Consider the following 24,945-nt stretch of genomic DNA (forward strand, 5'->3'; position numbering starts at 1 on the left):
GGGGGAGATGGGGAGTAACTACTGTTTACTGGTTACTCTCGGTGAAACTAAAATCACTTAAAATAGGCTGAAAGCCTTACTCTGATTAGTTTCTGTCCTTCTTCTTAGGTTAACTTCCTCCTTATTCCAACATCTGCCATCTGCCATCTGCCTTCGGATGCTAATTACTGATTACTGATTACTGTTTACTGATTACTGTTTACTGTTATCCACCCCACTCTATCTTAGGAACGACAGGAAAGAATCGGGAATTTATCACTTTTCAGGGATGGGAGAGGGGTGGGAGACTCGTTAGGGTGAAAATGTAGCGTGGTGATGGTTTTTGTCATCGCGCCTCAAACAAATTTTGTAGAACGTAAACGAATTTACTATATAGTATGGATACTCAAACCCAAAACTTTTCTACCATTAATCCGGGCGATCGCATCGCAGAACAACCCCAAAGTATCGAAGAAAAATCACAACAAATTGCTGCCGATACCCCCGATATTACCATTAAGCAAATTACAGTCCCCACCTACTTTATTGTAGATGAAGAAGATGGGGAACAGAAAGCACTCCACCACGTAAGAGACGCGGAAGAAATTTCCGACGTGGTTCGACAAGCGAGAATGGATGAAAATGGCGATCGCAAGTGGTGGTAAACCCCGTCTCTCCTACAGACTAGCCCAAACTAGACTCGGTTGGCCGCAACAGGCCAACCCTGCAAACTTCAAAATTAAGACTTAACTCTATGCAAATTACTCAACCCCTCAAACAACTCGGACTCCTCACCGGAACAGTAATTCTCGGACTCTCCACCCCCTTGGCCGCACAAACCCCCGACACCCCCGACACCCAAACCCCTTATCGAGTGGCCCAAGGAACAGCAAACCCCTACCGTTGGACCAACCCAGAAACCGTCTTAGACCCCGCATCCGGTCAAGTTAACATCAAACTCACCAACTCCACAGGGATTGACATCCAATATCAAGTCCGAGGACAAACCGAAAGACGCAGCTTATCTGAAGTCTCCAGCGAGATGTTAAACAACCTAGACACTCCCACCAACCTCACCTTTGTCCGTCCCGACGGCGGATTCATCAACGCCATCCCCCGCGCCACAGCAACCCCCGGTCAATTAGAATTAGTCCTAGTCGAAGCAGACCACATGGCCCGAGAAGATTTAGCCGTACAAATTAATGAACAAGGAGAAGTCTTTGTTAATTAAGGGTTTGTTGTTTGTGAACAAGGGAACAGGGAACTCCGGAACTGGGAACAGTAACCAGCATCCGAAGGCAGATGGCAGATGGCAGATGTTGGAATAAGGAGGAAGTTAACCTAAGAAGAAGGACAGAAACTAATCACAGCAAGGCTTTTAGCCAACTTTCAGCGATTTTTAGTTTCACCGAGAGTAACCAGTAAATAGTAAACAGTAAACAGTAGTTACTCCCCATCTTCCCCATCTCCCCCATCACATCATGACTTACCCAAATCTGGGAAAACCTCTTTAACCGCAGGATGGACTAACTGGTGATTTTTCACATTCAGTCCTCCGGCTAATACTTGATCTTGACTTAACGCCGCTAACCCGTGATTAGCCAGCTTCACCGCATAGGGTAAGGTACTATTATTTAACGCCTGAGTTGCCGTCCAAGGAACAGCCCCTGGCATATTGGGAATACCGACATGAAGCACCCCTTCTTCTACATAGGTCGGATTACTGTGGGAGGTAGGCCGCAGCGTTTCAATACATCCCCCTTGATCGACCGCCACATCCACAATAACTGAACCAGGACGCATCTGGGCAACTAAATCACGGGAAACGAGAGTGGGAGGACGTTTTCCGGGGACTAATACCGCCCCCACCAGTAAATCCGCCTCTCGGACGGCATCTTCAATATGAATAGGGTTACTGTAGAGTAAATCCACTTGTTTCCCAAAGAGGGTTTCGAGATAATTTAATTGATTGACATTAATATCAATAATCTGGACTTGTGCGCCTAGTCCGACTGCCACTTTTGCAGCTTCGGTCCCGACGACACCCCCACCGAGAATCACCACTTTACCCCGACGGACTCCAGGAATTCCCCCTAAAAGGACTCCTCGTCCTCCTTGTTGTTTTTCTAAGTATCTCGCCCCAAACTGTACGGATAAACGGCCTGCAATGATACTCATGGGGGCTAAGAGGGGGAGTTGGCCGTTGTCTAGGGCTACGGTTTCGTAAGCAATGCCAATAATACCCGCTTTAAGTATCGCTTCGGTTAATTGACGGTCTGCGGCTAAGTGGAGGAAGGTAAAAAGGATTTGTTCGGGTTTTAACAGGGGATATTCGGAGGGGAGGGGTTCTTTTACTTTAACCACCATCTGCTGATCCCAGGCTTCTTTGGCGGAGGAGACGATTTTGGCCCCGGCGTTTTGGTAGTCTTCATCCCGAAACCCTGAACCGAGTCCGGCTTGGGTTTCTACGAAGATGTTATGCTGTTGTTCACAGAGGACACGCACACTACTGGGAGTTAATCCGACGCGAAATTCTTGGTCTTTGATTTCTTTTGGAATACCGATATCCATGATGAAACTGTAGCCATGTAAGGGGGCTTATGGGTCTATTGTTGCAAATTATGGGAGGATGTCACTAGGATATTGTCTGTGGTTTGAGGATTTCTGCTGCTTTGCTCACATTTACGGGATGCAGATTGCAGTTTACTGTTTACTGCTTACTGCTTACTGTTTACTCCCAAGCAGAGGACAATTTCTTGTAAGCTGGAATTATGCTTTGATCCGTCATGCCTCCTTGGGGGAGGTGTTGTCTAAGTGTTATGAGCGATCGCTCCCTTGATTTATTATTAGTTGAAGATGACCCGGTGTTTCGTTTGGGGTTAGCTACCGCTTTAGCGACAGTTGCGGAGGTTACGGTTCTTGATGCGGTGGAGACGGAGAACGCCCTCTCTCGCTTATCAGAGGTGGCACAGCGAGACCATTTGGTGATGGCAGTGGAGGTCTTATCGACTCAAGATGGTTTTGACCCGCTTTCCTTTATTCAGGATATCCGGGAACAATATCCTGATGTTCCCATTTTACTCCTCACCGCACTCCAGGATCGGCGGTTATTACTGGCTTTACAAGCATCGGGGGTGGCGGCCTATTTGCCCAAGGGGTCAAGTATTGATGCGATCGCCAGTACCCTACAACAGATTGCCACAGGAGAAACCGTTTGGCAATTCTCCGGGACTCCCCAAACCCCCTCCCCTGGGTCTCTCAATGTCCCCAAACCCCCTCCCCGTTGGTTATATAACCTCCGTCGTTTAGGGTTAGCCCAAATTCGGGAAAGTTTACAAGAGATTGAGCAAAAATTCGACCAAGAAGAACAACTCACCACCCTCGATTGGGTGTTCTGGAAAGGTCGCCAACGGGAACTCAAGGCCGCCCAATGGTTAGTGGATCAATTACTGCCCGTTGAAGTCGTTTTAACGCCCCCAGACTCCCCCCAGTCTCCCCCTCCTCAACTCCCCGAAAATGAAGCCTCGGAGGTTCCCGAAAATTCCGCCATTGTCCGTCAACCTTCGGTTGTGGAAGAAGTCTTAAATAAAGTTCATTTTGGGGTTGACAATAAGACCGGGGTGCGCATGGAATTCGATATTCTGCAACCGGATAAACGCCAAGAGTTGCTGTATTTGGCGGTTCAGCAATGGGAGAAAATTATCGAGGAATTGCAGTTTCTCCAAGTCACTGAAGGGGAGTTAGACGCACAGAAAATGTTAATCGTGCGGGAGTTGTGGCAGAATACTACATTAGAGTTTTTACGGAAATATTGCCCCCCTTCTGAGGAGTCGGTTTCCTTGGTAGATCGAGTCATTCGGAATACTGCATCCTTGGATGAAACGCGGTTACAGAAAATCCCGTTTGTGGTGGATTTATGCGCTTATTTTTTATTTGCCAGTCCCGTTAAAATTGATAATATCCCCTATCCCTACGACTCCCCAGAAGCCAAAAAACGGGTTATGTTCTGGTTAGAACATTTATTATTAAATATTGCCAATGGTTCAGTCCAGTTAATTTTAAATGAATTTGCAGAAGCCGAGCAGTTAAAGTATATTTTGTATGAGCGTCAATTCCTTTCCTCACGGGAAATTGCCCGCTTGCGAAATGACTTGTCTTGGCAATATCGACAGAATCAATATTTTGGTGAACCAAAAGCCATTTTTGAGAGTCAATATCGCTTATTTATTTTAGTCGGAAATCAGGTGCGGATGACTAAAATTTATGCCCCTCGTTTAGAGGAGTTAGAACAGTTGACAGGACTGCGTTGGGGGGTGACGATTGCTTTAGAATTTAGGGATGCGATCGCTCCCCGTTTACGAGCAATTATTTCCTTTGCCGGAAGTGGAGTCGTTTACATTCTAACACAAGTCATTGGTCGCGCTATTGGCTTAATTGGTCAAGGCGTAGTACAGGGATTAGGAAATACAGTACAAGAAACAAGATATCGGAGAAAACAAAACAGGAATTAACCCACCCGATGAATTTTAACCCCTTCCTAGTAAGCTCGCTTGCCAGCTTATTTAGCCCCTGACAGTATAACAGTTCAATCGCACCAACTACTCTCTAAAACGAACCCAGCCAATGATTTTAGACGGTTCAATATTGAACATTCTCTCGGTTTCCCTAACCCGTTTTTAACGGGTTTCAGCTATTAGCCTTGGGTTTCAACCCAAGGTATATCTTCCCCATTAACCCCTCGCCAACAACCAAAGATGCACCACCGAAAAAACCACACTCCCCACCGTCAACAGAAACAAAACAACCGCCCCCAACCAATGCCACTGTTTTTCCGGTTGCAGGGGATGAAACCCCGGTAACTGAGTTAACAATAACCCCCCCAAAAACCCGCCAAAATGCCCCCAATTATCCACATTCGGCACTAATAACCCATACACAAACCCCACCAGCGCATAGACTAACCCCGTCTTGCGCACAACCGTGTCTTGAGTCGCATGGCCATAAGACACCAAGGCCCCAAACAACCCAAACACCCCCCCAGAAGCCCCCACAGCCAGAGGCGCACCCCTTAAAAACCCCGTCAGATATTCCCCGGCCCCACTGGTTAAAAATGCCCCCGTCGCCCCCGACAGAATAAATATAATCAACAACCGCGCCGCCCCATACCCATAGGCAATATCCGGGGCTAAATGACGCACCCAGAGTAAATTAAAGGCAATATGCAGCAAACTCCCATGTAACCAAGTGGCACTCAACACGGTCCACCAACGGTGTAGGGCAAACACAGGCATTGCCCCCGTCGCCCCAAAGGCCACCAAACTGGCCAAACTCGGCGACAAAAACCCCAAAAATCCCCCACTCATGCCAATATTCTGCCAATCCGCCACCAGAGTCACAAGATATAAGCCAATACACCCCCAAGTAATGAGGGAAACCACCCCTAAATCTAGGCCAAACTGTTGTAACGTCTGAGCATAGCCCCACAGACTGGGGTTTTTGCGGCCACAGTGGGGGCAACGGGTTTCTTTCACCGACACCTGTTGACGACAAGACAGACAAGCAACTTCACCACTGGTTTGACGTTTGAGCATAGGAGCAACAAGAGGGACATTAGCCGTTATTTTAGCGGAATCGTCTAGGCAAGGCGAGGCAACCCAAGAATTCTAAACCCTTTCTGAATATAGATTCAGTCGGATCAAACTCTTGTTACACTGGGAATTGTGATCACTGGTTATCTTAGGTGCAACAGTTCTAAATTATGTCATCAGAGACTTATCTTCCCCCAAAATTAGATCGGATTGTCCAGAAATTTAAACGGCGTAAAGACCCCAAACAACGCTATCAACAACTGCTCTCTTTGGCGAATAAACTGCAACCCCTCCCAGAGGAGGGCAAAATCCCAGAAAATAAAGTCCAAGGCTGTGTGTCTCAAGTGTATATCACCGCCGATCTAGAAGACGGTAAAGTGAGCTATTTAGGGGACTCTGACGCACAATTAGTGAAAGGTTTAGTGGCACTCCTGATTGAAGGATTAAATGGGTTAACTCCGGAAGAAATTTTAAAAGTGACTCCCGATTTTATCGAAGAAACGGGGTTAAAAGTGAGCTTAACCCCGTCTCGTGCGAACGGGTTTTACAATATTTTTCAAATGATGAAGAAAAAAGCCCTCGCGTTTCAACTGGCCACCAGCGAGTAAAGTTAATCTCCCCTCTAAATAATTTAATATAGGTTGACCCAGTGATTATAGGTTCGTAAATACGCCTTGGGTTCAAACCCAAGGCTAAGAGCTTAAACCCGTTAAAACGGGTTGGGAAACCTATCGGAAAATTAAAAATCTTGCTCCCCTCTAAATAATTTAATATAGGTTGACCCAGTGATTATAGTAAATACGCCTTGGGTTCAAACCCAAGGCTAAGAGCTTAAACCCGTTAAAACGGGTTGGGAAACCTCAGAAAATTAATAAAAATATCGCTGTTATACGGTTAGAGGGGAAAGAAGCCCTAAAGGGCTTACTACGAACCGATCAAAAGTCTCTGAATGCTTAGGATAAAATACGTTTGACTGGTATAGAGTCCATTTATTGTAAGCCCTAAATGGTCTTAGGTAAAACACTTTTAAACTGGGTTTCTTCAAGTGAGGAAAAAATACTCTAATTCCTTTCCCTGTTCCCTCCTATCACATACTAATTTAAATGCAAAATAGCTTACTATGAACCTATAATGACGAATGAGCATTTTTTTAGTCTGATTAATTCATGCTAATTAATTCATTTCAATAGGTGTTCTGTCTGAGACAGAATAAAAAATTCTTGTGCGTTTAATACTCTATTCTTCTTCTTCTTGCTCTGTTGGCTCAACTAAGGGGAGTTCAGAGGAGGAACTTTCAGAAATAGAGCGAGAACAAGACCAATTACTCGGTAATGCAGACGGCCACCCTAAACGTAAGGCTTCTGGACAAATGGTTGTCACCGTTAATTGACAATCAATGAGTTGTAATCCCTCTTTCTCACATTGTTTTAAACTATGTTTGAGGATGGAATCATTATTAAATTCAATCGTTTTGTTACACTGAACACAGACCATGTGGTGATGATGGTGGGGATAGGGTTGGTTCAGTTCGTAGTGCTTGTGTCCTTCTGCTAATTCTAATTCTCGTAAAATGCCCATCCTCGCCATGAGCTTCACACTGCGGTAAATGGTGGATAAACTAACCCCTTCTTCTCGCTTTTCTAGTAGTTCGTGCAGTTCTTCGGCACTCAAATGATTGCCCCGAGGGAGATTTTGGAAAACGTGCAGAATTTTTTCCCGTTGTGGCGTTAAACGCCATCCCCGTGCGTTGAGTTCTGCTTTCAGGGTACTCGCAGTGTAGGGAAGCATAAATTTTCGGCAAATACGACTTATTGACAATGTTAGCGTCTTCCGTTGGCATTTGCAACAAAATTAAACAACTGAGAATATTTTTTAGGAGTTGGGGGAGTTGGGAGTTAATTGTAGGTTGGGTTTCACTCCGTTACACCCAACCTACTGTTTTAAGTCTCCCGATGCTTCCGATGCTCCCCCATTTCCTGTCTGATACTTCCTAGAGAGGGGCGACTTCGATATCTACGGTTGCGGTGACTTCGGGGTGTAGTTTGATTTCGACTTGATAATTGCCTAATTGGTGAATTTCGGGGAGGGTGACGTTGCGTTTGTCAATATCTTGTCCCGCTTGTTCTTTCACTACATCGGCAATATCTTGGTTGGTGACGGTTCCGAAGATGGCTTTTTCTTCCCCGGCTTGTTTGCGGATGACGAGACGACCAACTGTGGCCAAGGCGGTTTTGCGAGACTCGGCTTGTTGTTTGATTTCGAGTTGCCGTTGCCGTTCCATTTCCCGTCTGCGTTCTACTTCCCGTAAAATGGCAGGGGTGGCGGGAATGGCGAAGCCTTTGGGGACGAGATAGTTCCGAGCATAACCGGGGGCGACTTCTACGACATCTCCGTCTTGTCCCAGTTTACTGACATCTTGGTTTAATACGACTTGTATGCGCTTGGCCATAGTTTCTCCGAGTGATTACGAATTATTTTGATTGGTTGGGCAGCTAAGATTTTTTCTGATCAGGCTTAGGGTCTGAAATAAGCCACAGTCTCCCATTGTATAACGGGGGAAAGCGCGATCGCAAGAATCCCAAACCTAGGCTTCAGGAGGAATTGTTCAGGAATTCTCCCCCCAGACAGTTGATTGGGCAGATCACCGCCCCCTATAATAGAGCGACAGACTTATCACAAAAGCGAAACCCATGCCACTGCTGACAACTGGGAATAAATTTATCCGGGAATTAGAAGACCACGGCGCATTAGGCGTTTATGCTCCCCTCGAAGGAGGGTTTGAAGGACGCTATCAACGACGGTTACGAACCAAAGGGTATAGAACCTATCATCTCAGTGCGCGAGGACTGGGAGACTTGAGTGCCTATCTTACCGACACCCACGGAGTTCGTCCCCCGCATTTGGGGAAAAAAGATATTGGTAATAAAGCCTGTGTGGGGCCAGTTTATTTTGTCCCTGCTTTGGCTTTGAGTCAACTGGAATCCCTCCCCAGTGATGCGAGAGGACTGGTATTGTGGATTGTGGATGGGATTGTTCTCTCTCGCCAAGAAATCGACTATCTGAGCAATTTGCCGAAACAAGAACCTAAAATTAAAGTGGTTTTAGAATTGGGAGGAGAACGATATTTTCGTTGGCAACCGTTAAAATCGGTATTAACGGCGGCTTAGAGATGCACAAAGCAAGGGAATTGGAATGCTAAATTGGCGAGATTATACGCTTATTATCGATAAAAGTGGCAGTATGTCACAGATCGAACCACAGACGGGGAAAAGTCGCTGGCAAATTATGCAGGAGTCCACCCTTGCTTTAGCGCAGAAATGCGAGGAAGCTGATCCTGATGGGATTACCGTGTATCTGTTTTCGGGTCGCTTCCGTCGCTATGATCATGTTACGTCGGAACAAGTCGAGCGTATTTTCCACGAGAATACTCCGTCAGGCCATACGGAGTTGGCCGGGGTGTTGGATGATGCGATGCACAATTATTTTCAGCGTCGGGATATGGGGATGGCCCAACCCAATGGGGAGATGTTTTTGGTGGTGACGGATGGGACAATCCGCGATCGCAAGGCCGTCTTACGCATTTTAGCCGAAATCTCGCGCAATTTAGAACATTCCGAAGAAATCCGCCTTTCGTTTATCCAGGTGGGAACAGATACCCAAGCGAGTCAGTTTTTAGATACCTTAGACGAACAACTGAAAGAAGCGGGAGTCAAGTTTAATATTGTGGATTGCGTTTCCCTCGATACAATGGAGACAACTAGCCTCACCCAAGAATTATTTAAGGCGATCGCATAATCCCATAATCCCAGATCATGAGTTCTTTGGATGACCACCTCGAACAACTGAAAGCTGAGTTTACCCACAAACAGCAACAAGGGAACACTCAACCGGAACAGTCTCAACCGGAGTCTAATCTATTTGCCGATATCGAGGCAAAATTTCAGCAAACGACTCCCAACCCGTCTATGTCCTCAAACCCGCCTTCTCGTGACTCCCAGACGGCTCAGAATGATGATTCTCAGGCCGATCAAACCAGTCGTGCCTTAGAAGACCTGCAAGCCCAGTTTACCCAACAAGCTCCCTCAGAAACCAGCGACCTTGACCAAAACTTAGCCAAGTTTCAATCCTCAAAACCCGCCCAACCCCCATCTCAGGAGAATTCCCCAGTTAATCATAATTTAGCCGAACTCCAAGCGCAACTCTCCCAACGTCAACCAGACACTCCCGTTAAACAACCCCCGGTTTCGGCTAAAACTGACCAATTATTAGCTGACTTACAAGCAGACTTCAGCGAAAAACAACAACAGTCTCCACTCCCCACGAATCCCCAAACTGATTTACAATTAACCGAAATGATGCAAGGTTTCCAACAGCAGCAAAAAGAGGGGGAAATTGTTGAAGAACGGTTAAAAAATCAAGAACAATTCATTCAAGAACAACGTAAGCAAGAATGGAAAAAACAACAACGTCGTAAAGCCTTAGAGAAGAAGGCGAAACAATGGTTAAATGAATTAGACCCCTATTCAGATGAGGGGTTATGGTTTGAGGAATTTGCCTATAATTACCCGTCCAAGTTAGAAGCGGCCATTGATTATTTAGCGGTCTTATGGGACAACCAACAAGGATAGTTTCTAGCGCGTTCGTAGTAAGCTCTTGAGAGCTTATTTTTCTTCTGAAATACTGATGCAATATATTTTCCACCTTGGGGGTGTTGGGTTACGCTACGCTTCACCCAACCTACGATTACGTTAACTCTTAATTGTTAATTGTTAATTGATTTAACTATTTTCCTGACGTAGAAATGGCGCGATTTAGTAATATCAAAATCCGACGATCATCAAACTCTTGAGCCAACTCTAAAATTTGGGTGGCAAACTCATGATATTTGGGATCAAGCTGTTTAAATTGTTCGGCCTCGGTTTCGACTGCATCAATATCACCAATTTTAGCCGCATAAAGCATTCCTTGTAACGCTTGGGGAGGGGGGAAATGGAGTTGAGCATCATCTTGTGTCCTCCTAGAAAAATTACCCTGATCTTCGGGTTTCGACTCTGTAACCCATTGCAATGATAAAAACTTCTGTAATATCTTAAATAACTCTTCCATTTGTACGGGTTTCGCCAAAAACTGATTACACCCTATCCGTTTTGCTTCACTTTGATCTGTTGCAGAAACACTGGCACTCGATGCAATAATGGGTAAATTGGGATCATCTTCACGAATACGTTTAACCATCTCATACCCATTCACCTCTGGCATCACAATATCTGTAATAATTAAATCCGGTTGAAAAGACTCCCATAACCGTAACCCCTCCCGGCCATTGTCCGCTTCTGCAATGTCAAACCTCAAGGGGGTTAAAACTTCCCGTAACACTGAACGATTGACTACTTGATCATCCACAATTAGAATTTTTTGTGAGTCTCCAGTATAGCCGATAATTTTGCCTTGGTCAGATGCGATCGCTGCTTGAATCCACTCCTGAGAAATAGGCAATTCAACATCAAACCAAAAGGTACTCCCCACCCCCTCCTCACTCTCCACTTTAATTTCACTCCCCATCATTTCCACAATTTTGAGACAAATTGATAATCCTAACCCTGTCCCTTCAGACTGTTGAGACTTCGCTCCTACTTGCTCAAAAGGGAGAAAGATTTTAGCCAATTGTTGCTCATTCATTCCTACTCCTGTATCCCGAATTAAAAAACGGATTAGAGTAGTCGCAGTATGCGGAGACCCTGAAAGAGATTGCTTTTCTTCCTCTCCAGAGTTTAACACTTGTACCTGAAAAGTGACACTCCCTTGATGGGTAAATTTAACCGAATTACCCAATAAATTAATTAACACTTGGCGCAAGCGTTTTTCATCCGCAAAAACTCCTTGGGGAATGTGAGGGTCAACCTGATAATAGAGATTAATCTCTTTATTTTCTGCCCGAATGCGGGCAATTTCTGCCACCCCGGTGAGAAAAGCAGGAAAATGAAAGTCTTTCGGGACTAAATCCATTTTCCGAGCTTCAATTTTAGCCAAATCTAAAATATCATTAATTAACGTCAACAAGTGCGTTCCCGCTTGTTGAATGACTTGTACCCCTTTCCGGTGATGGGGCTGGAGATCATTGGCCTGTTGTAAAATTTGGGCATAGCCTAAAATACCATTGAGGGGGGTGCGTAACTCGTGACTCATATTAGCCAAAAACTCGCTTTTAGCTTGGTTGGCCGTATCAGCGGCCTCCTTGGCCTCTTGAAGTGCTTCTTCAAACTGTTTCCGGTCTGTAATATTGGTGGCAACCCCTAACACTTGTAAACTTTGATCTTGGGGAGATTGTAGCGGTTGTTTAATGGTATATAAATGGTAAACCTCCCCAGTTTTGCTATCGGTTAAGGTTTCTTCACTCACTTGTCGTTGTCCCGTGGTCATCACCTCTCGGTCCCAAGCTAAAAACTGTTCCACTTCGGAGGGATTCGGGTTAAAATCAGCGTCAGTTTTCCCCAATAATTCCTCTACTGTTGTCCCGTAAATCTGTGCGAGGGTTTCATTCACTAAAATAAAGCGACCGTCCCAATCTTTGACAAAAATTAAATTGGGGTCATTATCAATCACTGTACGTAAAAATAACCGTTGTTCTTGGACTTCTGCGGTACGGGCTAAAACCCGTTGTTCAAGGTCGTTATTCGCGTCTTGTAATGCGTCAAAAGAGGCTTTCAGTTGTTGGGCCATGTGGTTAAAGGCTTTCCCCAAAACCTCTAATTCTCGAATGGCTTGGTTGTGGACTTGTTGATTTAAATTGCCTTGCGCGATCGCACGACTAGCTTGACTCAGTTGTAAAATAGGTTGACTAATCCAACGGGCCGTTAAAACACTGAGGCCAATCGTCACCGCCAACGCCACAACACAGAGTATAATCGTAGTCCGGGTATTGGCGTTAATTTCCGCCATAAAATCCGATTCCGGAATCACCACCACAATCAGCCAATCAATCCCTCCGGTTTGTTGTAGGGGAGTCACCTGAACATACAAACGTTGTTGGCCGATATCTCCCGCAGCAGAGAGACGGGCCGGAATCTTAAACTGTTGCGTCTGTTGAATGGGTTGAAAACTGCCAAATTTGTCCTGTATATATTGACTGGTGACTTGGATGAGAGGAGAGGGAGAGGTAATTACATTTTGTCGCTGTCCGTTGGTCGTCGATAATGGTTCTCCAGTAGAGGCCGCAATCAATAACCCCGACCGTTCCATAATAAACGTCTCCCCGGTTTCCCCGATTTTTAACTGGGTCAAAAAGCGGTTAATATCGGCCAACGCGAGATCAACACTACTCACCCCCAACAATTCTCCCCCTTGATCATAAATTGGTTGATTGGCCGAAATGGCTAATCGTTGCGTCGTTGTCAACCCATAAACCTCACTCCATTGCAGTTGTCCTGCTTCTGCGGCCACTTTATACCAAGGCCGACCACGGGGGTTATACTTTGGGGTAAAATCTCTTAATTGAAGACGATTGCCGCGATCGCCCGTTGTCCAATCCTCTAAACGGCCTTGGGTTTGGGGAGTCTTACGCAAAATATCCAAAGACCCATCCCCTTGACGTTCGGCCCCGACAAAATACCCCGTCTCAGTCCCCACACTAATAAAAGTTAACGCCTCAAATTGTCGCAACTGATTCCAAAAATACCGTTCTAGGGTGGGATAATCCTGTAAATTGAGTAACTTTAAGCGGACCGAAGAAGTCGTATTTTGATTGACTTGCAGAGGAATATTAAGCAGAGAGAACAGTTTTTGATCAATGCGGGCTACAATTTCACTGCGGAGTTCACTGGCCAACGTATTCACCGCTTTCTGTCCATTGCGAATGGATAAATACCCTGTTAAGCCAACCGCCGCACAGACTTGCAGTACAAAGGGAATGACCAAAACAGAACGGAGAGGAAGGTTACGGAAAGGAAAGTGAGGCATAAGAAAACAGGGTTATCATTCAACGGTTGAGCGTCTCTAACCGTCTCCATAGAGCGTTAGAGCAGCCTGTCCAACCCTCGCAGACCCAATTTAGACAATTTCGCACAACACCACGGTCTTCAGGGGGAGGTATCCCAGAATAAAAGCAGAATCTCCTTTACGAACCGTGATCTTGAACACCCATCCCTTTCAAGGATGGGATATGCTTTGACCTTGAGCGATGGGAGTTTTCACCTTGATTGTACCTAAGCAGTCCAGTTCTGTTAGTCGTCATTGATCAATATGTTCAAATTTTAAGGAATTTTTTAGCAAGAGGGCTGAGACTCTTAGGACTACAATTTTAGTTTCAATGCTTCTCTCTCTCCCGATGCTCCTAAATATTTGACCAAAAATAGGTTATCTTAACTTGTCACCAATAGATAACCCTCTATAAAATTTGATTGGGAAAGAGAGTGCGTTTTTCGCCTAAGAACTTTTTGTGAATCATCTCTCGAAACGCCTCAAAATCCCCTTGCCAATTGCTGATCCGTTTTTTCAAATAGGCAGCTTTTTGGGATTGGTGTTCTTTGGGGATACTGTAGGCAAACCCTCCGGTAAAGAGTAAGGCAGGGATAGACCCCTGTTGTGGCTGTTGTAAGCGAACTTCTGTAATATTTAAACTCAACGGACACCGACTCAGTTGATAACTTAGATTAATAGATGCTTTGAGGGGGGCCTGGCCAAACTCTCGCCATTCCCCAGGAGCTAAGAGGGTTTCCACAATATATTTGCGGGCCGCATCCTCTTGTTGGGGAAAGCCAATCAGAATTTTCGGGTTGATGCCAACTCCCCTATATTCTGCATGGGCCAGTTTATCTAAACATTGTCGGGCTACCCGTGGGGCTAGAATGGCCGAGAGTTCCCGCTTATTGATAGCTTCGAGAAAGGTGATGGTGCGGGGTTGGGCGATGATATTCACCCCATTGGTAAAGCTGATCTGGGAGAGAGCATTATTTAAGACGGGTTGTTGGACTAATTCCCAGTCTTTGGGGATAATGCCACTCATTTTTAAAAAATCGAGATTAAAAGAACCGGGGTTGAAGTCGGCGACATTAATGGCGATCGCAACTTCCTGCATTTCTAGGCTATGTTCCATGGAAAATCCTGTCATTGTTCCCTCTAATATAGTCTGGACTGCTTTTGGGTTGTTCACAGAAATAGTTTGAGTTCTCCCCCACCTCCTCCATCTCCCCTACCTCCCCCATCTCCCCATAACCCACAATAAACCCCAAATTTGCCAAAAAAACTAATAAATTCATACTGAGAGCGATCCAGAACGAGCCGACAGAGCGTAGAATGAGGAGCGTGTAAGTTTGAGCCTACAGGAATTTCAGCAGGTTTTGGCCATGGGTCTTCCTGCTGATGCTGTAGTGGTTCTTTTTTTTGAGCTTATTTTGGGAGTTCCCTGATAACGAAAGCCAGACAATAGGAGCTAGATATGAACAAAGGTGAGTTAGTCGATCAAGTGCATCAAAAAACAGGCATCACGAAGAAACAGGTGGATTCTGTGATCGCTGCGACCATTGAGACGATCATGGATTCCGTGGCAGAAGGCGATAAAGTAACTTTAGTGGGGTTTGGCTCGTTTGAACCCCGCGATCGCAAGGCACGGGAAGGCCGCAATCCGAAAACGGGTGAGAAAATGGAGATTAAGGCCACTCGTATTCCGGCCTTTTCTGCGGGAAAACTGTTTAAAGACCAAGTTTCCTCGGAAACTGAGTAACGGAGTCACCAGTAAGAAAGGAAGTGCAACGACCAAAGCATGGGGGGAATATTGCATGGGCAGCAGAACTGGCCGGCTGTTCCCCTGATGCTATTGTGGATTTTTCGGCCAGTATTAATCCCCTAGGACCGCCCCAAAGTGCGATCGCTGCCATTCAACGGGGGTTAAAGTCGCTGACGGCCTATCCAGACCCCAATTATACGACGTTAAGAGATGCGATCGCGCGATTCCATCATTTCTCACCCAGTTGGATTTTACCTGGCAATGGGGCGGCGGAGTTGCTCACTTGGGCGGGGTGGGAGTTGGCTCAATATCGGGTAACATATCTCCCCACTCCGGCTTTTAATGACTATACCAGGGCGTTACAGGCGTTTTCTGGGCAGGTGGAGACTTGTCTATTATCCCTTGAGGACTACCCCTCCTTGGCTTGTCTCCCCACTTATCCAAAACCGCGCTCTGGGTTAATTCTCAATAATCCCCACAATCCTACGGGGCATTTATGGACGGTGAGCGAGATTTTACCCCTGTTGGATAAATTTGACCTTGTGGTGGTGGATGAGGCGTTTATGGACTTTCTCGCCCCCTCTGAGCAAGAAAGTTTAATCCCCTACATCCCCCAATATCCTCAACTGGTGGTCTTGCGGTCTTTGACCAAATTTTACAGTTTACCGGGGTTACGGTTAGGCTATGCGGTGGCCCACCCGGACCGCTTGCAACGGTGGCAAAAAATGCGCGATCCCTGGTCGATTAATTGTTTGGCCGCAGAAGCAGGGGTGGCGGTTCTCCAGGATAGTATTTTTCAACAGCAAACCTGGAATTGGCTTCCTTTAGCGCGATCGATGTTATTTGAGGAATTACAGTATATTAGCGGACTGTCCCCCCTGAAAGGATACGCTAATTTTCTGTTAGTGGAGAGTGAAATGCAGACTTCCCGGTTACAGGCGGCATTACTCCGACGCTCTCGTATTTTAATCCGAGATTGTCTCAGTTTTCCAGAGTTGGGCGAAGGCTATTTTCGCATCGCTATCCGCACAGAACGAGAAAATCAACAACTTTTAAATGCGTTGTATTGGGTAATGAGTAATGGGTAATGGGTAATGGGTAATTGGTAATTGGTAATGGGTGAACCACAAAGACACAAAGGACACAAAGGGGAGATGGGGGAGATGGGGGAGAACAAAGAACCCAGAACAAACAACATTACTGTTTACTGTTCCCTGTTCCCTGTTCTCTGTTCCCTGTTCCCTGTTCTCTGTTCCTTGTTCCCTATTTCACAAATAACAAATAACAAATAACAAATAACCCCAAAATGTATGATTTAGTCATAATTGGTAGTACCCCAGAAGGAATTTATGCGGCGATGACGGCGGCGGCCTTGGCGGCGCGGGTGGCGTTGGTGAGTCAGGGAGGGGGGTCTTCTGGGAAAAATGACCCGTTGCGTCGGTTGAGTCATTTGGGGACCGTGCAACAAACGGCGGAACAATGGCCCCAATGGGGGATTGAAGGGGAAATTCGGGGGTTACAATGGAATACTGCGATCGCATCTCTCCAAGAAGCTGTTAGTACCTTAAATGCTCAAACTGCACCCGCTATTTTAAGTGCTTTGGGCATTGATTGGATTGAAGGCAATGGTGACTTTTGCCGTTTACCCCAATTGGGGTTTATTGTCAAGGGGAGAAAATTGCGATCGCGGGCTTATTTACTCGCCACAGGAACAACCGTCACCCCTCCCCCAGAATCGGCAAATTTAGGCTTAACTATTGACCAACTTTGGGAACAGGATCAACTTACAAAACTCCCCTCCCAATTACTCATTGTTGGGGGAACTCCCCAAGGGTTAGAATTAGCCCAAAGTTTACAACAATTGGGGAAAGAAGTCACCCTAGTCGCTGACAAAGGGTTACTCCCCAATGAAGACTTAGAAGCGGTTCAACTGTTACAAGCACAACTCGAAGCCAACGGTGTTAAAATTTATACCCAGTCCCCCGTTTTACAAGTCAAAAAACTGGATCAACAATGCTGGATACAGGCCGGAGATTATGCTATTTCTGCCCAGGAAATTATTTGGGCTACTCCCCCCCAAGCTAATGTGAAAGATTTAAATTTAACTGGGGTCGGAGTCACCGTTAAAAATGGCAAAGTTCTCACTAACCAACTGTTACAAACAACTAACTCTAAAATTTATGCCTGTGGGACATTATTAGGGGGATATCATCAGCCCCATATTGCCCAACATGAAGCCAGCATTGCGTTAAAAAATGCTCTCTATCTCCCCCTATTTTCCACCCAATATTATGGCATCCCTTGGGGGATTTTTACCTCTCCCCAGCTTTCCCAAGTGGGACTTTTAGCCCGACAAGCGAAACAACGGTATGGGAAAAAAGCGTTAATTTATCGGCAACAATTCAAGCATAATGCTGAAGCCATTTTAACTGAAAAAACTACCGGATTTTGTAAATTAATTATCCATCGAAATGGTACAATATTAGGGGCAACTGTGGTTGGGACGCAAGCGGCAGAGGTGGTGGATATTTTAGCAGTTGCGGTTCAAAATAAACTCCATTTAAATCAACTGTTAAAGTTTCCGCAACTCTCCCCCAGTTTATCAGAAATTGTTAGACAAACGGCTTTAGCTTGGAAGCGCGATCGCTGGAATAAAAAAACATGGTTCAATCGTCTTAGAAAACGCTGGTTATTGTGGCGACGATCTTTGTTTAATTAGGGTTGAAAACTCTTGTTTTAAGGATAAAATAAGCTGTTCATTATCTAAACCTAAACATCAAAAATCCCAGAAATCTTGTAATGGGACTATCTGGGTCGCTACGGTATCCCCATTTAAATGCGTAACTGCTTAGTTGAGAGTTGGAGGGTTGAACCACAAAGACACAAAGAACACAAAGATATTAGACACAAAGATATTAGACAAGAGTTATTATAAGGAGAAACCGGGTTTCTTAGCACCCTGACCCATTACCAATTATCCATTACCCAAAACTTCATCAAATATCCTCACTACCCCAGTATTACGAGGAATTAAATTCTGTCCAAAAAAGATTTTTCCGCCTTTTTGACGGAAGGTACTAAGCGTCTTTAACGGTTCTTTTAACTCGTTGCGTTGAGCCGTTTTTTGATCTGTTGTGGTAATGATACAACGACTACAGGGTTTGACTACATCAAATACCACTTCGCCAATTTTCACTTGTGTCCAAGTATCCTCAATAAACGGATGCTCCGTTTCCATCACCAAATTAGGGCGAAAACGGTTCATTGGGACAGCTTGGCTTGTATCATTATAATTGGCATTAATGCGGCGGTTCAGTTCTGCTAAAGAGGCCGTATTGGTGAGTAAAAATGGGTAGCCATCGGCAAAACTAACTGGATGCTGAGGAGAAGGGGAATATTGGGGATCAATGGGTCGAATATGATCAGGAGATTGACCCATCAAACGGATATTTTTTGAGGTTTGTAAAAAGGCTTGTAACCACTGGGCAGGGGTGTTTCCTTGATCAATGGCTAAGGTGCGATCGCGCCAAATCTCTACCCCAACTTTCTCCCCCGTTTGTATTAAAGGAAACGTCACCGCAGCCGGACTTCCAGTACAACTAGATAACATCACCGTCTCCCCCTTTCGTTCCACTTCAATTAACGCCAATTGGGGATATTGACGCTGGGTAATAAATATCCCATTTTCATCCACAATCATCAACTCCCGATCCCCCTTAAACCCCTTCAAAGTCACCTCTGCGGACTCCAGAGACACCCCTCGACAAGATTTAATCGGATAAACGGAAATTTGTGTAAGCTGCATCGCTAAACCCCCAAGTCCTTGAAATAATCAGACAATGACCAATGAAAACAAAACCCTCCCCTCTGTGTCCCTCTGGGGCTGGAATGGTTCAAACTATACTATGCCACGCCTCTTTTTTGCCTTCCTTTCTCAAAATCAATCCTGAACTAGAATGATCAAACCGAAGTCCGGTAGTATTAAAACAGTCTGAAAAGTCATCAACACCCAAGCACTCATGGCAGAGCAAAGCGAACAAGCCAAAAAAGACGCACTCATTCGGCCCAAACCCCCCAAGTCTCCCCCGAAACCCGAAGGAGACAGCAAACAAGAGATACCCACAGCTAAATCTCCCAATCTGTCTCCCCCTCCCAGTCGGCCCAAAACCCCGAAAAAACCCAGTGGGGGTAAACCCAGTGGTGGGGGTAAATCTGTTAAACCCAGTCGCAAACCTAAGAAACGGGAAAAACCCCCCCTTATTTTAGAAAATGAGAATCTGAAAGCGGGAGATGACATTACCCTTCCCCATACCGGAAAAACCGTTAAAGTAACCCACTTCCATAAAAGCCCCAGTGAAGTATGGTTTGTCCTCTTTGACGGGGGATCTGTCCGTCAAGATATTTTAAGTTAATTCTCGCTGAGGGTAACAGTCACTGTATTTGCACCTATCCCGCAACCGGAGTTATGGCCAACTCGCAACCCCGACAACCGAGAGAGGATGATGCAGTCCTCGGATCACCGAATTTTGCCCCCCAAGGGGCGATGGTGTTGGGGGGGTTGGCAGGCATTCAGCGACGGTTTGCCAGTCCGGTGGCGGAGGTGCGGGTGGCGGCCTTACAAGCGGTGGCGAAGTATGGCCAAGAGGGGGTTTCCTTGTTGTTGGAGGGGTTAACGGATGATGCGCTGGAGGTGCAGCGCGTGGCTTATATGCTGTTACAACGGCAAGCTGATCCCCAGGTGCGTCGCTTGTTGCGGGGATATTTGCCCTATCGTCTCTTGAGTCCGGTTAAGACGATGAAAACGGGCTTTGGGACGGTGTTGAGTGCGGATGGGACTCGGATGGCCTATCGTCGGGGAAAGCGGGTTTATTTGTGTCCTGGGGCAGGGGAAACGCTACTCTACAGCCTCCCTGCGGGATCACGGGAACTTTATGCTGTCACCCAAGAGGATTATCTCATTCGCATCAAAAATGGGGGGACTCCGGCCATTGAGGTGTGGCAGTCGGGGGAGATGCAGTTTTGTTTTTATGGCCATCAACGGGAAATTACGGCAGTTGCGGTGAGTCCGGATGGGGGGATTTTGGCGACGGGGGGAGGGGATACGAAGATTAATCTTTGGGATTTACGGAAAGGGAAGTTGGTGGGGACGTTTGGGGTACATTTAACGGTGGGGTCCCACCGGGGGACGATTCTTCATTTGGCGTTTAGTCCGGATGGGAAACAGTTGGTGAGTAGTAGTCGGGACCAGACGGTGAAGGTGTGGGATTTGGTAACGCGCGATCGTCCGATCACTTTGAGGAGTTATGCGGCCTGTGCGGCCTTGAGTCCCGATGGGTTAACCGTGGCAACAACGGGATGGTATGGGGATATTTTACTCTGGGATATTTCGACGCAACGAATTACACGACGGTTTCCGGGTCATTTATACTCGGTGAAGGCCATGGCATTTACCCCTTTTGGTCGGTTGTTGGTGAGTGTGGGACGGGATTCTAAGATTCAATTTTGGGATGTTTATGCCGGGGACACCTTTCACACCCTAGAAACCTCAGAAATTGCAGCGATGGAACAGGTGGCTATTCTGGGAGAAGGTGAACAGGTGTTAACGGTGGGAGAAAATAAGACATTAACGGTTTGGGGAATTGATTGACACTGACCCTAAATTCTTAAATAACTGGCTTGTGGATCAAGGGGTAAAAGTCTTAATTCTTGGTTTTTTAAATCTAATTCAATGCCTAAAAATTCTAACGGAATTACGCCTAATAAGGGATCGGCATCCGCAGGAAGTTCTAAACATTCAAATGTCCCTTCTCGTCCAAATAGCGAGAGTTTCGCATCTTGAAAAATGCGGGCTGTTGCCATTCCTTGGGCAGTAGTGACGGGGACTTCTCTTAATAGGGAAAGTCCCAATTGTTCAATCTGTGGCGCAGGTAAACATAAAGTTGTTGCTCCCGTATCCACTAAAACTTCATTCAATTCTAAGGAACGGACTTCAGAAGGAGCGATTAAGTTTCGTTCTGCTAATACTTGATCTCCTCGATTGTAAATGCTAATCTTTGTTACGATTCTACCCATATTTACGAAATTATTGTTTTATTTATATTATAATATGTTTTGTCAATTAAAGCAAGCGTACCCTTTAATTAGTTTTTGTTTATGTCTTCCCCCAAAGCTCGTTTTTTATTTCACCGCAAAACCCTCAATAATTGGTTAAATAATGCTCAATTGCCTGCTGATTTTGAGCGTAAGCAAGAGATTATTGAGAACTGGGTAAAGTTGCTTAAAAATGGCACATTAGATAATATTAAAGAAACCTCTTTACATGGGGATTTCTTAAAGGATATTTTTACCAACATTTTAGGCTATCGTTCCGTGATTGGGGGGAAAGGGAAAGCCTAGGAATTGCACGCAGAGACGGCTATTGCCGACGGAGGAGGGTCAGCAGATGCAGCGTTGGGACGGTTTACGGGGGTTACTCCTGACCGGAAATTGCAGGGGAAAATTGTTGCTCCTATTGAATTAAAAGGAGCAAAAATAGATTTAGATAAACCAGGGAGTAAGAAAGGAGAATCCCCCGTTGATCAGGGGTGGCGATATGCTAATTATACCCCCGATTGTCAATGGGTGATTGTCTCCAATTATCGGGAGTTGCGACTGTATCAGACCGGTAAAACTCCCGCCTATTACGAGCAGTTTTTTTTAGAAGACTTGCTCGACTTTGAGGCATTTAAGCGGTTTTATTTCCTCCTCTCTCGTCTCAACTTTCTCCCCCCTGAAAAGAGTCCCGATAGTCCCTCTCGTATTGATCGTTTAATGAGCGAGTCCAGTGATGCAGAAGAGGAAGTCACCAAAGAGCTTTATCGACAGTATAAACAGGTACGACTGGAGTTAACCACCCACTTTCAACGGACTGCGACAGAGGAAAGCACCCCCAGTTTAATTGAGAAAGCACAAAAAACCCTTGACCGTATTTTATTTATCGCCTTTTGTGAAGACCGGGGACTCCTTCCTCGTCGGACTATTCGCAACGCATACGACCATCAAGACCCCTACAACCCCCGTCCTATTTGGGAGAATTATAAAGCGGTGTTTCGGTGGGTGGATGTGGGGAATGAAGACCCCCCTATTTCTGGGTATAACGGGGGACTTTTTAAACATGACCCTTTGTTGGATGAGGAGTTGACGGTGACAGACCGCATTTGTGGGGAGTTAATGCAGTTGACTCGGTATGACTTTGCAACGGAGGTGTCGGTTGATATTTTAGGCCGCATTTTTGAGCAGTCGGTGACGGACTTGGAGGAGTTGCGTGCGGTTGCGAGGGGGGATACCTACGACCAGAAACGGGGGAAACGGAAGCAGCAAGGGGTGTTTTATACTCCTGCGTTTATTACCCAGTATATTGTCGGGGTGACGGTGGGGGGATATCTGCACCGGAAGTGGGAGGAGATACGGGAGAGGGAGGCCGACGAGAGAGAGGGTTGGGTTGCGTATCGGGAGGTGTTGTCTAATTTGCGTATCCTTGACCCTGCTTGTGGGTCGGGTGCGTTTCTCATTGCGGCCTATGATTATTTGTTGGGGGAATATAAAAAGGTGTCGGATGCGTTGGGAGAGGAGACGGAGGAGATTAGTGAGCAGATTTTACGGCATAATTTGTTTGGGGTGGATATTTCTCCGGAGTCGGTGGAGATCACCAAGTTGTCTCTCTGGTTACAAACTGCAAAGCAGGGGAAACCGTTAACGGATTTAACGGAGAATATTAAGTTAGGAAATTCTTTAATTCGTGACCCAGAGGTGGATAGGGTTGCGTTTGACTGGGAGAGGGAGTTTGCGGATATTCTCTCGACGGGGGGGTTTGATGTGGTGATTGGTAATCCTCCCTATGTGCGACAGGAGTTGTTATCCCCGTTTAAGGCTTATCTGGAGCAAGTTTATCATGCCTTTGATGGGGTGGCGGATTTATATGTCTATTTTTATGAGCAGGGGGTGCGGTTGCTCAAGGAGGGGGGACGGTTATCGTATATTGTGACCAATAAGTGGTTACGGGCCGGATATGGGGAGGGGTTACGGGAGTTTTTTGCGGCCCATACGGTGTTTGAGCAAATTATTGATTTTGGTCATGCACCGATTTTTGAGGATGCGGATACGTTTCCCTGTATTGTGGTGTTGCGGAAGGAGAGACGGGAGGAGGAGACGGTTTGGGTGTGTTCGGTGTCTCGTGAGGAGTTACCTAGTCTGAATTTAGCTCAGTATGTGCAGCAGCAGGGGTATGAGGTCCCGTGGTCGCGGTTTTCGGGGGATGCGTGGAGTTTGGAGTCTCCTGCGGTTGATCAGTTGATGGAGAAGATACGGGGGATAGGTGTCCCGTTGCGGGAGTTTGCAGGGGTTAAACCCTGTTATGGGATAAAGACGGGGTGTAATGATGCGTTTTTAATTGATGAGGAAACGAAAAATCAGTTAATTGTTGCGGATGGGAAGTCTGCTGAGATTATTAAACCCTATTTACGGGGTCAGGATATTAAGCGATGGTGTCCAGACTGGCAAAATTTATGGATGATTTTCACCCGTCGGGGGATTAATATTGATGCCTACCCTGCTATTAAAGACTATCTCAGCCAGTACCGCAAGCGTTTAGAACCTCGTCCCAAGGACTGGAATAATAAGCGTGATGGAAAGTGGGAGGGACGCAAACCTGGACGTTATCAATGGTATGAGATACAAGACTCTGTAGATTATTATGAGTTATTTGAGCAACCTAAGATTATTTACCAAGTCATTCAAACTTTACCGCAATACGCATTCGATACAACTGGGATATACGGTAATGATAAAACCTTTATTCTACCCAGTGCGGATTTATATTTACTGGGTTGTCTCAATTCTCCTCTCATTTGGTGGTGTAGTCATCGTATCTTCACTAAAATGTTATCCGGTTCAATTAGTCCGATGGGATATTTGTTTGAAACTCTCCCCATTGCACCCCCAACAGATCATCTCCGCAAGGAAATTGAACCCCTTGTCTCCCGTTTAATCGAACTGACAGGAATTAACCAACAGAGTTATCAAGATGTTTTAGATTGGCTGAAATACGAACAAGATATCGAAAAGGCAGGTCGCAAGTTGGCATCTTTCCCCAGTTTAAATATAGACGATTTTATTAAGGAAGTCAAGAAAAGAAAGCCTAAAAAATCCGGGGGTTTCAGTGTCCACGATATCCGCAAGACGAAGGAAGTTTTCAATGAGTTTGCACCGCAAATACAGGCGAGAAATGCGGAAATTGCTGCATTAGAAAGGCGACTTGCTGATTTAGTCAATCAAGCCTATCAACTCACCCCAGAGGAGATAGAGTTAATGTGGAAAACTGCACCCCCCAGAATGCCTATTCATTATTCTCTGTAGGTTGGGTGGCAGGAAAGGAAACTCAATAATATGTCGCGTTTTTGGTGCGTTACGCTGTCGCGCTTCGCACCCTACGGGATGATTTGGGGTTTGTTGATTACGGTTTATTTTATTTAAGCGTTTTTGGTGCGTTACGCTATCGCTAACGCACCCTACGGGATGATCTGGGGTTTGTTGATTACGGTTTATTTTATTTGAGCGTTTTTGGTGCGTTACGCTGTCGCGCTTCGCACCCTACGGGATGATTTGGGGTTTGTTGATTAC

Annotated in this window: 20 protein-coding genes and 1 pseudogene; 13 read left to right on the top strand and 8 right to left on the bottom strand. The window is 45.8% G+C overall.

Annotation, left to right across the window (positions count from 1 at the left end):
- Positions 1–377 precede the first annotated feature (377 nt).
- Together PN462_RS02390 and PN462_RS02395 are read left to right on the top strand one after the other, a co-directional pair.
- Positions 378–644 (top strand): hypothetical protein, encoded by a 267-nt coding sequence (locus tag PN462_RS02390; RefSeq protein WP_272126305.1) that lies wholly within the window; start codon positions 378–380, stop codon positions 642–644.
- An 89-nt stretch (positions 645–733) separates the two neighbouring features.
- Positions 734–1,210: a hypothetical protein gene (locus tag PN462_RS02395; RefSeq protein ID WP_272126306.1), complete on the top strand. Its 477-nt coding sequence runs from the start codon at positions 734–736 to the stop codon at positions 1,208–1,210.
- A gap of 248 nt (positions 1,211–1,458) precedes the next feature.
- On the opposite strand, the gene ald is transcribed toward PN462_RS02395, so the two are convergent.
- On the bottom strand, positions 1,459–2,550 hold the full coding sequence (gene ald / locus PN462_RS02400) for an alanine dehydrogenase (RefSeq protein WP_272126308.1): 1,092 nt from the start codon (positions 2,548–2,550) through the stop codon (positions 1,459–1,461).
- 248 nt (positions 2,551–2,798) lie between these two features.
- On the opposite strand from ald, the gene PN462_RS02405 reads away from it, so the two are divergent.
- Positions 2,799–4,490: a DUF3685 domain-containing protein gene (locus PN462_RS02405; protein WP_272126309.1), complete on the top strand. Its 1,692-nt coding sequence runs from the start codon at positions 2,799–2,801 to the stop codon at positions 4,488–4,490.
- A 219-nt stretch (positions 4,491–4,709) separates the two neighbouring features.
- Here the strand turns inward: PN462_RS02405 and PN462_RS02410 are convergent, their stop codons facing one another.
- Positions 4,710–5,570, bottom strand: a complete 861-nt coding sequence (locus tag PN462_RS02410; protein ID WP_272126310.1) for a rhomboid family intramembrane serine protease — start codon at positions 5,568–5,570, stop codon at positions 4,710–4,712.
- Between the two features lie 167 nt (positions 5,571–5,737).
- Between PN462_RS02410 and PN462_RS02415 the strand changes: the two genes are divergently transcribed.
- Positions 5,738–6,175, top strand: a complete 438-nt coding sequence (locus PN462_RS02415; RefSeq protein ID WP_272126311.1) for a SufE family protein — start codon at positions 5,738–5,740, stop codon at positions 6,173–6,175.
- 628 nt (positions 6,176–6,803) lie between these two features.
- Here PN462_RS02415 and PN462_RS02420 read toward each other — a convergent pair.
- Together PN462_RS02420 and rplI are read right to left on the bottom strand one after the other, a co-directional pair.
- A complete protein-coding gene (locus PN462_RS02420; protein ID WP_272126313.1) occupies positions 6,804–7,355 on the bottom strand; it encodes a transcriptional repressor in 552 nt (183 codons plus the stop codon).
- Positions 7,356–7,557: 202 nt separating this feature from the next.
- The gene (gene rplI / locus PN462_RS02425) at positions 7,558–8,016 is read right to left on the bottom strand and encodes a 50S ribosomal protein L9 (protein ID WP_272126314.1); all 459 of its coding nucleotides are present in this window, start codon (positions 8,014–8,016) and stop codon (positions 7,558–7,560) included.
- A 241-nt stretch (positions 8,017–8,257) separates the two neighbouring features.
- Between rplI and PN462_RS02430 the strand changes: the two genes are divergently transcribed.
- The 3 genes from PN462_RS02430 to PN462_RS02440 are packed head-to-tail and all read left to right on the top strand — an operon-like array spanning position 8,258 to position 10,195.
- The gene (locus PN462_RS02430) at positions 8,258–8,734 is read left to right on the top strand and encodes an NAD(P)H-quinone oxidoreductase subunit N (RefSeq protein ID WP_272126315.1); all 477 of its coding nucleotides are present in this window, start codon (positions 8,258–8,260) and stop codon (positions 8,732–8,734) included.
- Between the two features lie 25 nt (positions 8,735–8,759).
- Positions 8,760–9,362, top strand: a complete 603-nt coding sequence (locus PN462_RS02435) for a VWA domain-containing protein (RefSeq protein ID WP_272126316.1) — start codon at positions 8,760–8,762, stop codon at positions 9,360–9,362.
- A 17-nt stretch (positions 9,363–9,379) separates the two neighbouring features.
- Positions 9,380–10,195 (top strand): salt stress protein, Slr1339 family, encoded by an 816-nt coding sequence (locus tag PN462_RS02440; RefSeq protein WP_272126318.1) that lies wholly within the window; start codon positions 9,380–9,382, stop codon positions 10,193–10,195.
- A gap of 154 nt (positions 10,196–10,349) precedes the next feature.
- On the opposite strand, the gene PN462_RS02445 is transcribed toward PN462_RS02440, so the two are convergent.
- Together PN462_RS02445 and PN462_RS02450 are read right to left on the bottom strand one after the other, a co-directional pair.
- On the bottom strand, positions 10,350–13,523 hold the full coding sequence (locus PN462_RS02445; protein ID WP_272126319.1) for a response regulator: 3,174 nt from the start codon (positions 13,521–13,523) through the stop codon (positions 10,350–10,352).
- Positions 13,524–13,950: 427 nt separating this feature from the next.
- The gene (locus tag PN462_RS02450; RefSeq protein WP_272126320.1) at positions 13,951–14,673 is read right to left on the bottom strand and encodes a hypothetical protein; all 723 of its coding nucleotides are present in this window, start codon (positions 14,671–14,673) and stop codon (positions 13,951–13,953) included.
- A gap of 327 nt (positions 14,674–15,000) precedes the next feature.
- Here PN462_RS02450 and PN462_RS02455 point away from each other — a divergent pair, with 327 nt between their 5' ends.
- From PN462_RS02455 to PN462_RS02465, 3 genes are all read left to right on the top strand, one after another.
- Positions 15,001–15,285 (top strand): HU family DNA-binding protein, encoded by a 285-nt coding sequence (locus PN462_RS02455; RefSeq protein WP_272126321.1) that lies wholly within the window; start codon positions 15,001–15,003, stop codon positions 15,283–15,285.
- 23 nt (positions 15,286–15,308) lie between these two features.
- Complete coding sequence (cobD, locus tag PN462_RS02460; protein ID WP_272126322.1) at positions 15,309–16,376, top strand: threonine-phosphate decarboxylase CobD; 1,068 nt, start codon at positions 15,309–15,311, stop codon at positions 16,374–16,376.
- 218 nt (positions 16,377–16,594) lie between these two features.
- Positions 16,595–18,007 carry an FAD-dependent oxidoreductase gene (locus PN462_RS02465; protein WP_272126323.1) on the top strand — a complete coding sequence of 471 codons (1,413 nt, stop codon included), beginning with the start codon at positions 16,595–16,597 and terminating at the stop codon, positions 18,005–18,007.
- 255 nt (positions 18,008–18,262) lie between these two features.
- Here PN462_RS02465 and PN462_RS02470 read toward each other — a convergent pair whose 3' ends face one another.
- Positions 18,263–19,093 carry an MOSC domain-containing protein gene (locus tag PN462_RS02470; RefSeq protein WP_272126325.1) on the bottom strand — a complete coding sequence of 277 codons (831 nt, stop codon included), beginning with the start codon at positions 19,091–19,093 and terminating at the stop codon, positions 18,263–18,265.
- A gap of 214 nt (positions 19,094–19,307) precedes the next feature.
- Here PN462_RS02470 and PN462_RS02475 point away from each other — a divergent pair, with 214 nt between their 5' ends.
- Positions 19,308–19,700 (top strand): hypothetical protein, encoded by a 393-nt coding sequence (locus PN462_RS02475; RefSeq protein ID WP_272126327.1) that lies wholly within the window; start codon positions 19,308–19,310, stop codon positions 19,698–19,700.
- 53 nt (positions 19,701–19,753) lie between these two features.
- On the top strand, positions 19,754–20,935 hold the full coding sequence (locus tag PN462_RS02480; protein ID WP_272126328.1) for a hypothetical protein: 1,182 nt from the start codon (positions 19,754–19,756) through the stop codon (positions 20,933–20,935).
- An 8-nt stretch (positions 20,936–20,943) separates the two neighbouring features.
- Here PN462_RS02480 and PN462_RS02485 read toward each other — a convergent pair whose 3' ends face one another.
- Positions 20,944–21,360 (bottom strand): retroviral-like aspartic protease family protein, encoded by a 417-nt coding sequence (locus PN462_RS02485; protein WP_272126329.1) that lies wholly within the window; start codon positions 21,358–21,360, stop codon positions 20,944–20,946.
- Positions 21,361–21,441: 81 nt separating this feature from the next.
- On the opposite strand from PN462_RS02485, the pseudogene PN462_RS02495 reads away from it, so the two are divergent.
- Positions 21,442–24,681 (top strand): annotated as a pseudogene (locus tag PN462_RS02495) (Eco57I restriction-modification methylase domain-containing protein).
- Positions 24,682–24,945 lie beyond the last annotated feature (264 nt).

Origin of the sequence: Spirulina sp. CS-785/01 (assembly GCF_028330525.1) — a bacterium.
Classification (GTDB): Bacteria; Cyanobacteriota; Cyanobacteriia; order Cyanobacteriales; family Spirulinaceae; genus JAQMSD01.

What these genes read in the sequence shown, in the direction of transcription:
- PN462_RS02390 (WP_272126305.1), top strand. Translation starts at nt 378, where the DNA reads ATGGATACTCAAACCCAAAACTTTTCTACCATTAATCCGGGCGATCGC.
- PN462_RS02395 (WP_272126306.1), top strand. Translation starts at nt 734, where the DNA reads ATGCAAATTACTCAACCCCTCAAACAACTCGGACTCCTCACCGGAACA.
- ald (WP_272126308.1), bottom strand. Translation starts at nt 2,550, where the DNA reads ATGGATATCGGTATTCCAAAAGAAATCAAAGACCAAGAATTTCGCGTC.
- PN462_RS02405 (WP_272126309.1), top strand. Translation starts at nt 2,799, where the DNA reads ATGAGCGATCGCTCCCTTGATTTATTATTAGTTGAAGATGACCCGGTG.
- PN462_RS02410 (WP_272126310.1), bottom strand. Translation starts at nt 5,570, where the DNA reads ATGCTCAAACGTCAAACCAGTGGTGAAGTTGCTTGTCTGTCTTGTCGT.
- PN462_RS02415 (WP_272126311.1), top strand. Translation starts at nt 5,738, where the DNA reads ATGTCATCAGAGACTTATCTTCCCCCAAAATTAGATCGGATTGTCCAG.
- PN462_RS02420 (WP_272126313.1), bottom strand. Translation starts at nt 7,355, where the DNA reads ATGCTTCCCTACACTGCGAGTACCCTGAAAGCAGAACTCAACGCACGG.
- rplI (WP_272126314.1), bottom strand. Translation starts at nt 8,016, where the DNA reads ATGGCCAAGCGCATACAAGTCGTATTAAACCAAGATGTCAGTAAACTG.
- PN462_RS02430 (WP_272126315.1), top strand. Translation starts at nt 8,258, where the DNA reads ATGCCACTGCTGACAACTGGGAATAAATTTATCCGGGAATTAGAAGAC.
- PN462_RS02435 (WP_272126316.1), top strand. Translation starts at nt 8,760, where the DNA reads ATGCTAAATTGGCGAGATTATACGCTTATTATCGATAAAAGTGGCAGT.
- PN462_RS02440 (WP_272126318.1), top strand. Translation starts at nt 9,380, where the DNA reads ATGAGTTCTTTGGATGACCACCTCGAACAACTGAAAGCTGAGTTTACC.
- PN462_RS02445 (WP_272126319.1), bottom strand. Translation starts at nt 13,523, where the DNA reads ATGCCTCACTTTCCTTTCCGTAACCTTCCTCTCCGTTCTGTTTTGGTC.
- PN462_RS02450 (WP_272126320.1), bottom strand. Translation starts at nt 14,673, where the DNA reads ATGACAGGATTTTCCATGGAACATAGCCTAGAAATGCAGGAAGTTGCG.
- PN462_RS02455 (WP_272126321.1), top strand. Translation starts at nt 15,001, where the DNA reads ATGAACAAAGGTGAGTTAGTCGATCAAGTGCATCAAAAAACAGGCATC.
- PN462_RS02465 (WP_272126323.1), top strand. Translation starts at nt 16,595, where the DNA reads ATGTATGATTTAGTCATAATTGGTAGTACCCCAGAAGGAATTTATGCG.
- PN462_RS02470 (WP_272126325.1), bottom strand. Translation starts at nt 19,093, where the DNA reads ATGCAGCTTACACAAATTTCCGTTTATCCGATTAAATCTTGTCGAGGG.
- PN462_RS02475 (WP_272126327.1), top strand. Translation starts at nt 19,308, where the DNA reads ATGGCAGAGCAAAGCGAACAAGCCAAAAAAGACGCACTCATTCGGCCC.
- PN462_RS02480 (WP_272126328.1), top strand. Translation starts at nt 19,754, where the DNA reads ATGGCCAACTCGCAACCCCGACAACCGAGAGAGGATGATGCAGTCCTC.
- PN462_RS02485 (WP_272126329.1), bottom strand. Translation starts at nt 21,360, where the DNA reads ATGGGTAGAATCGTAACAAAGATTAGCATTTACAATCGAGGAGATCAA.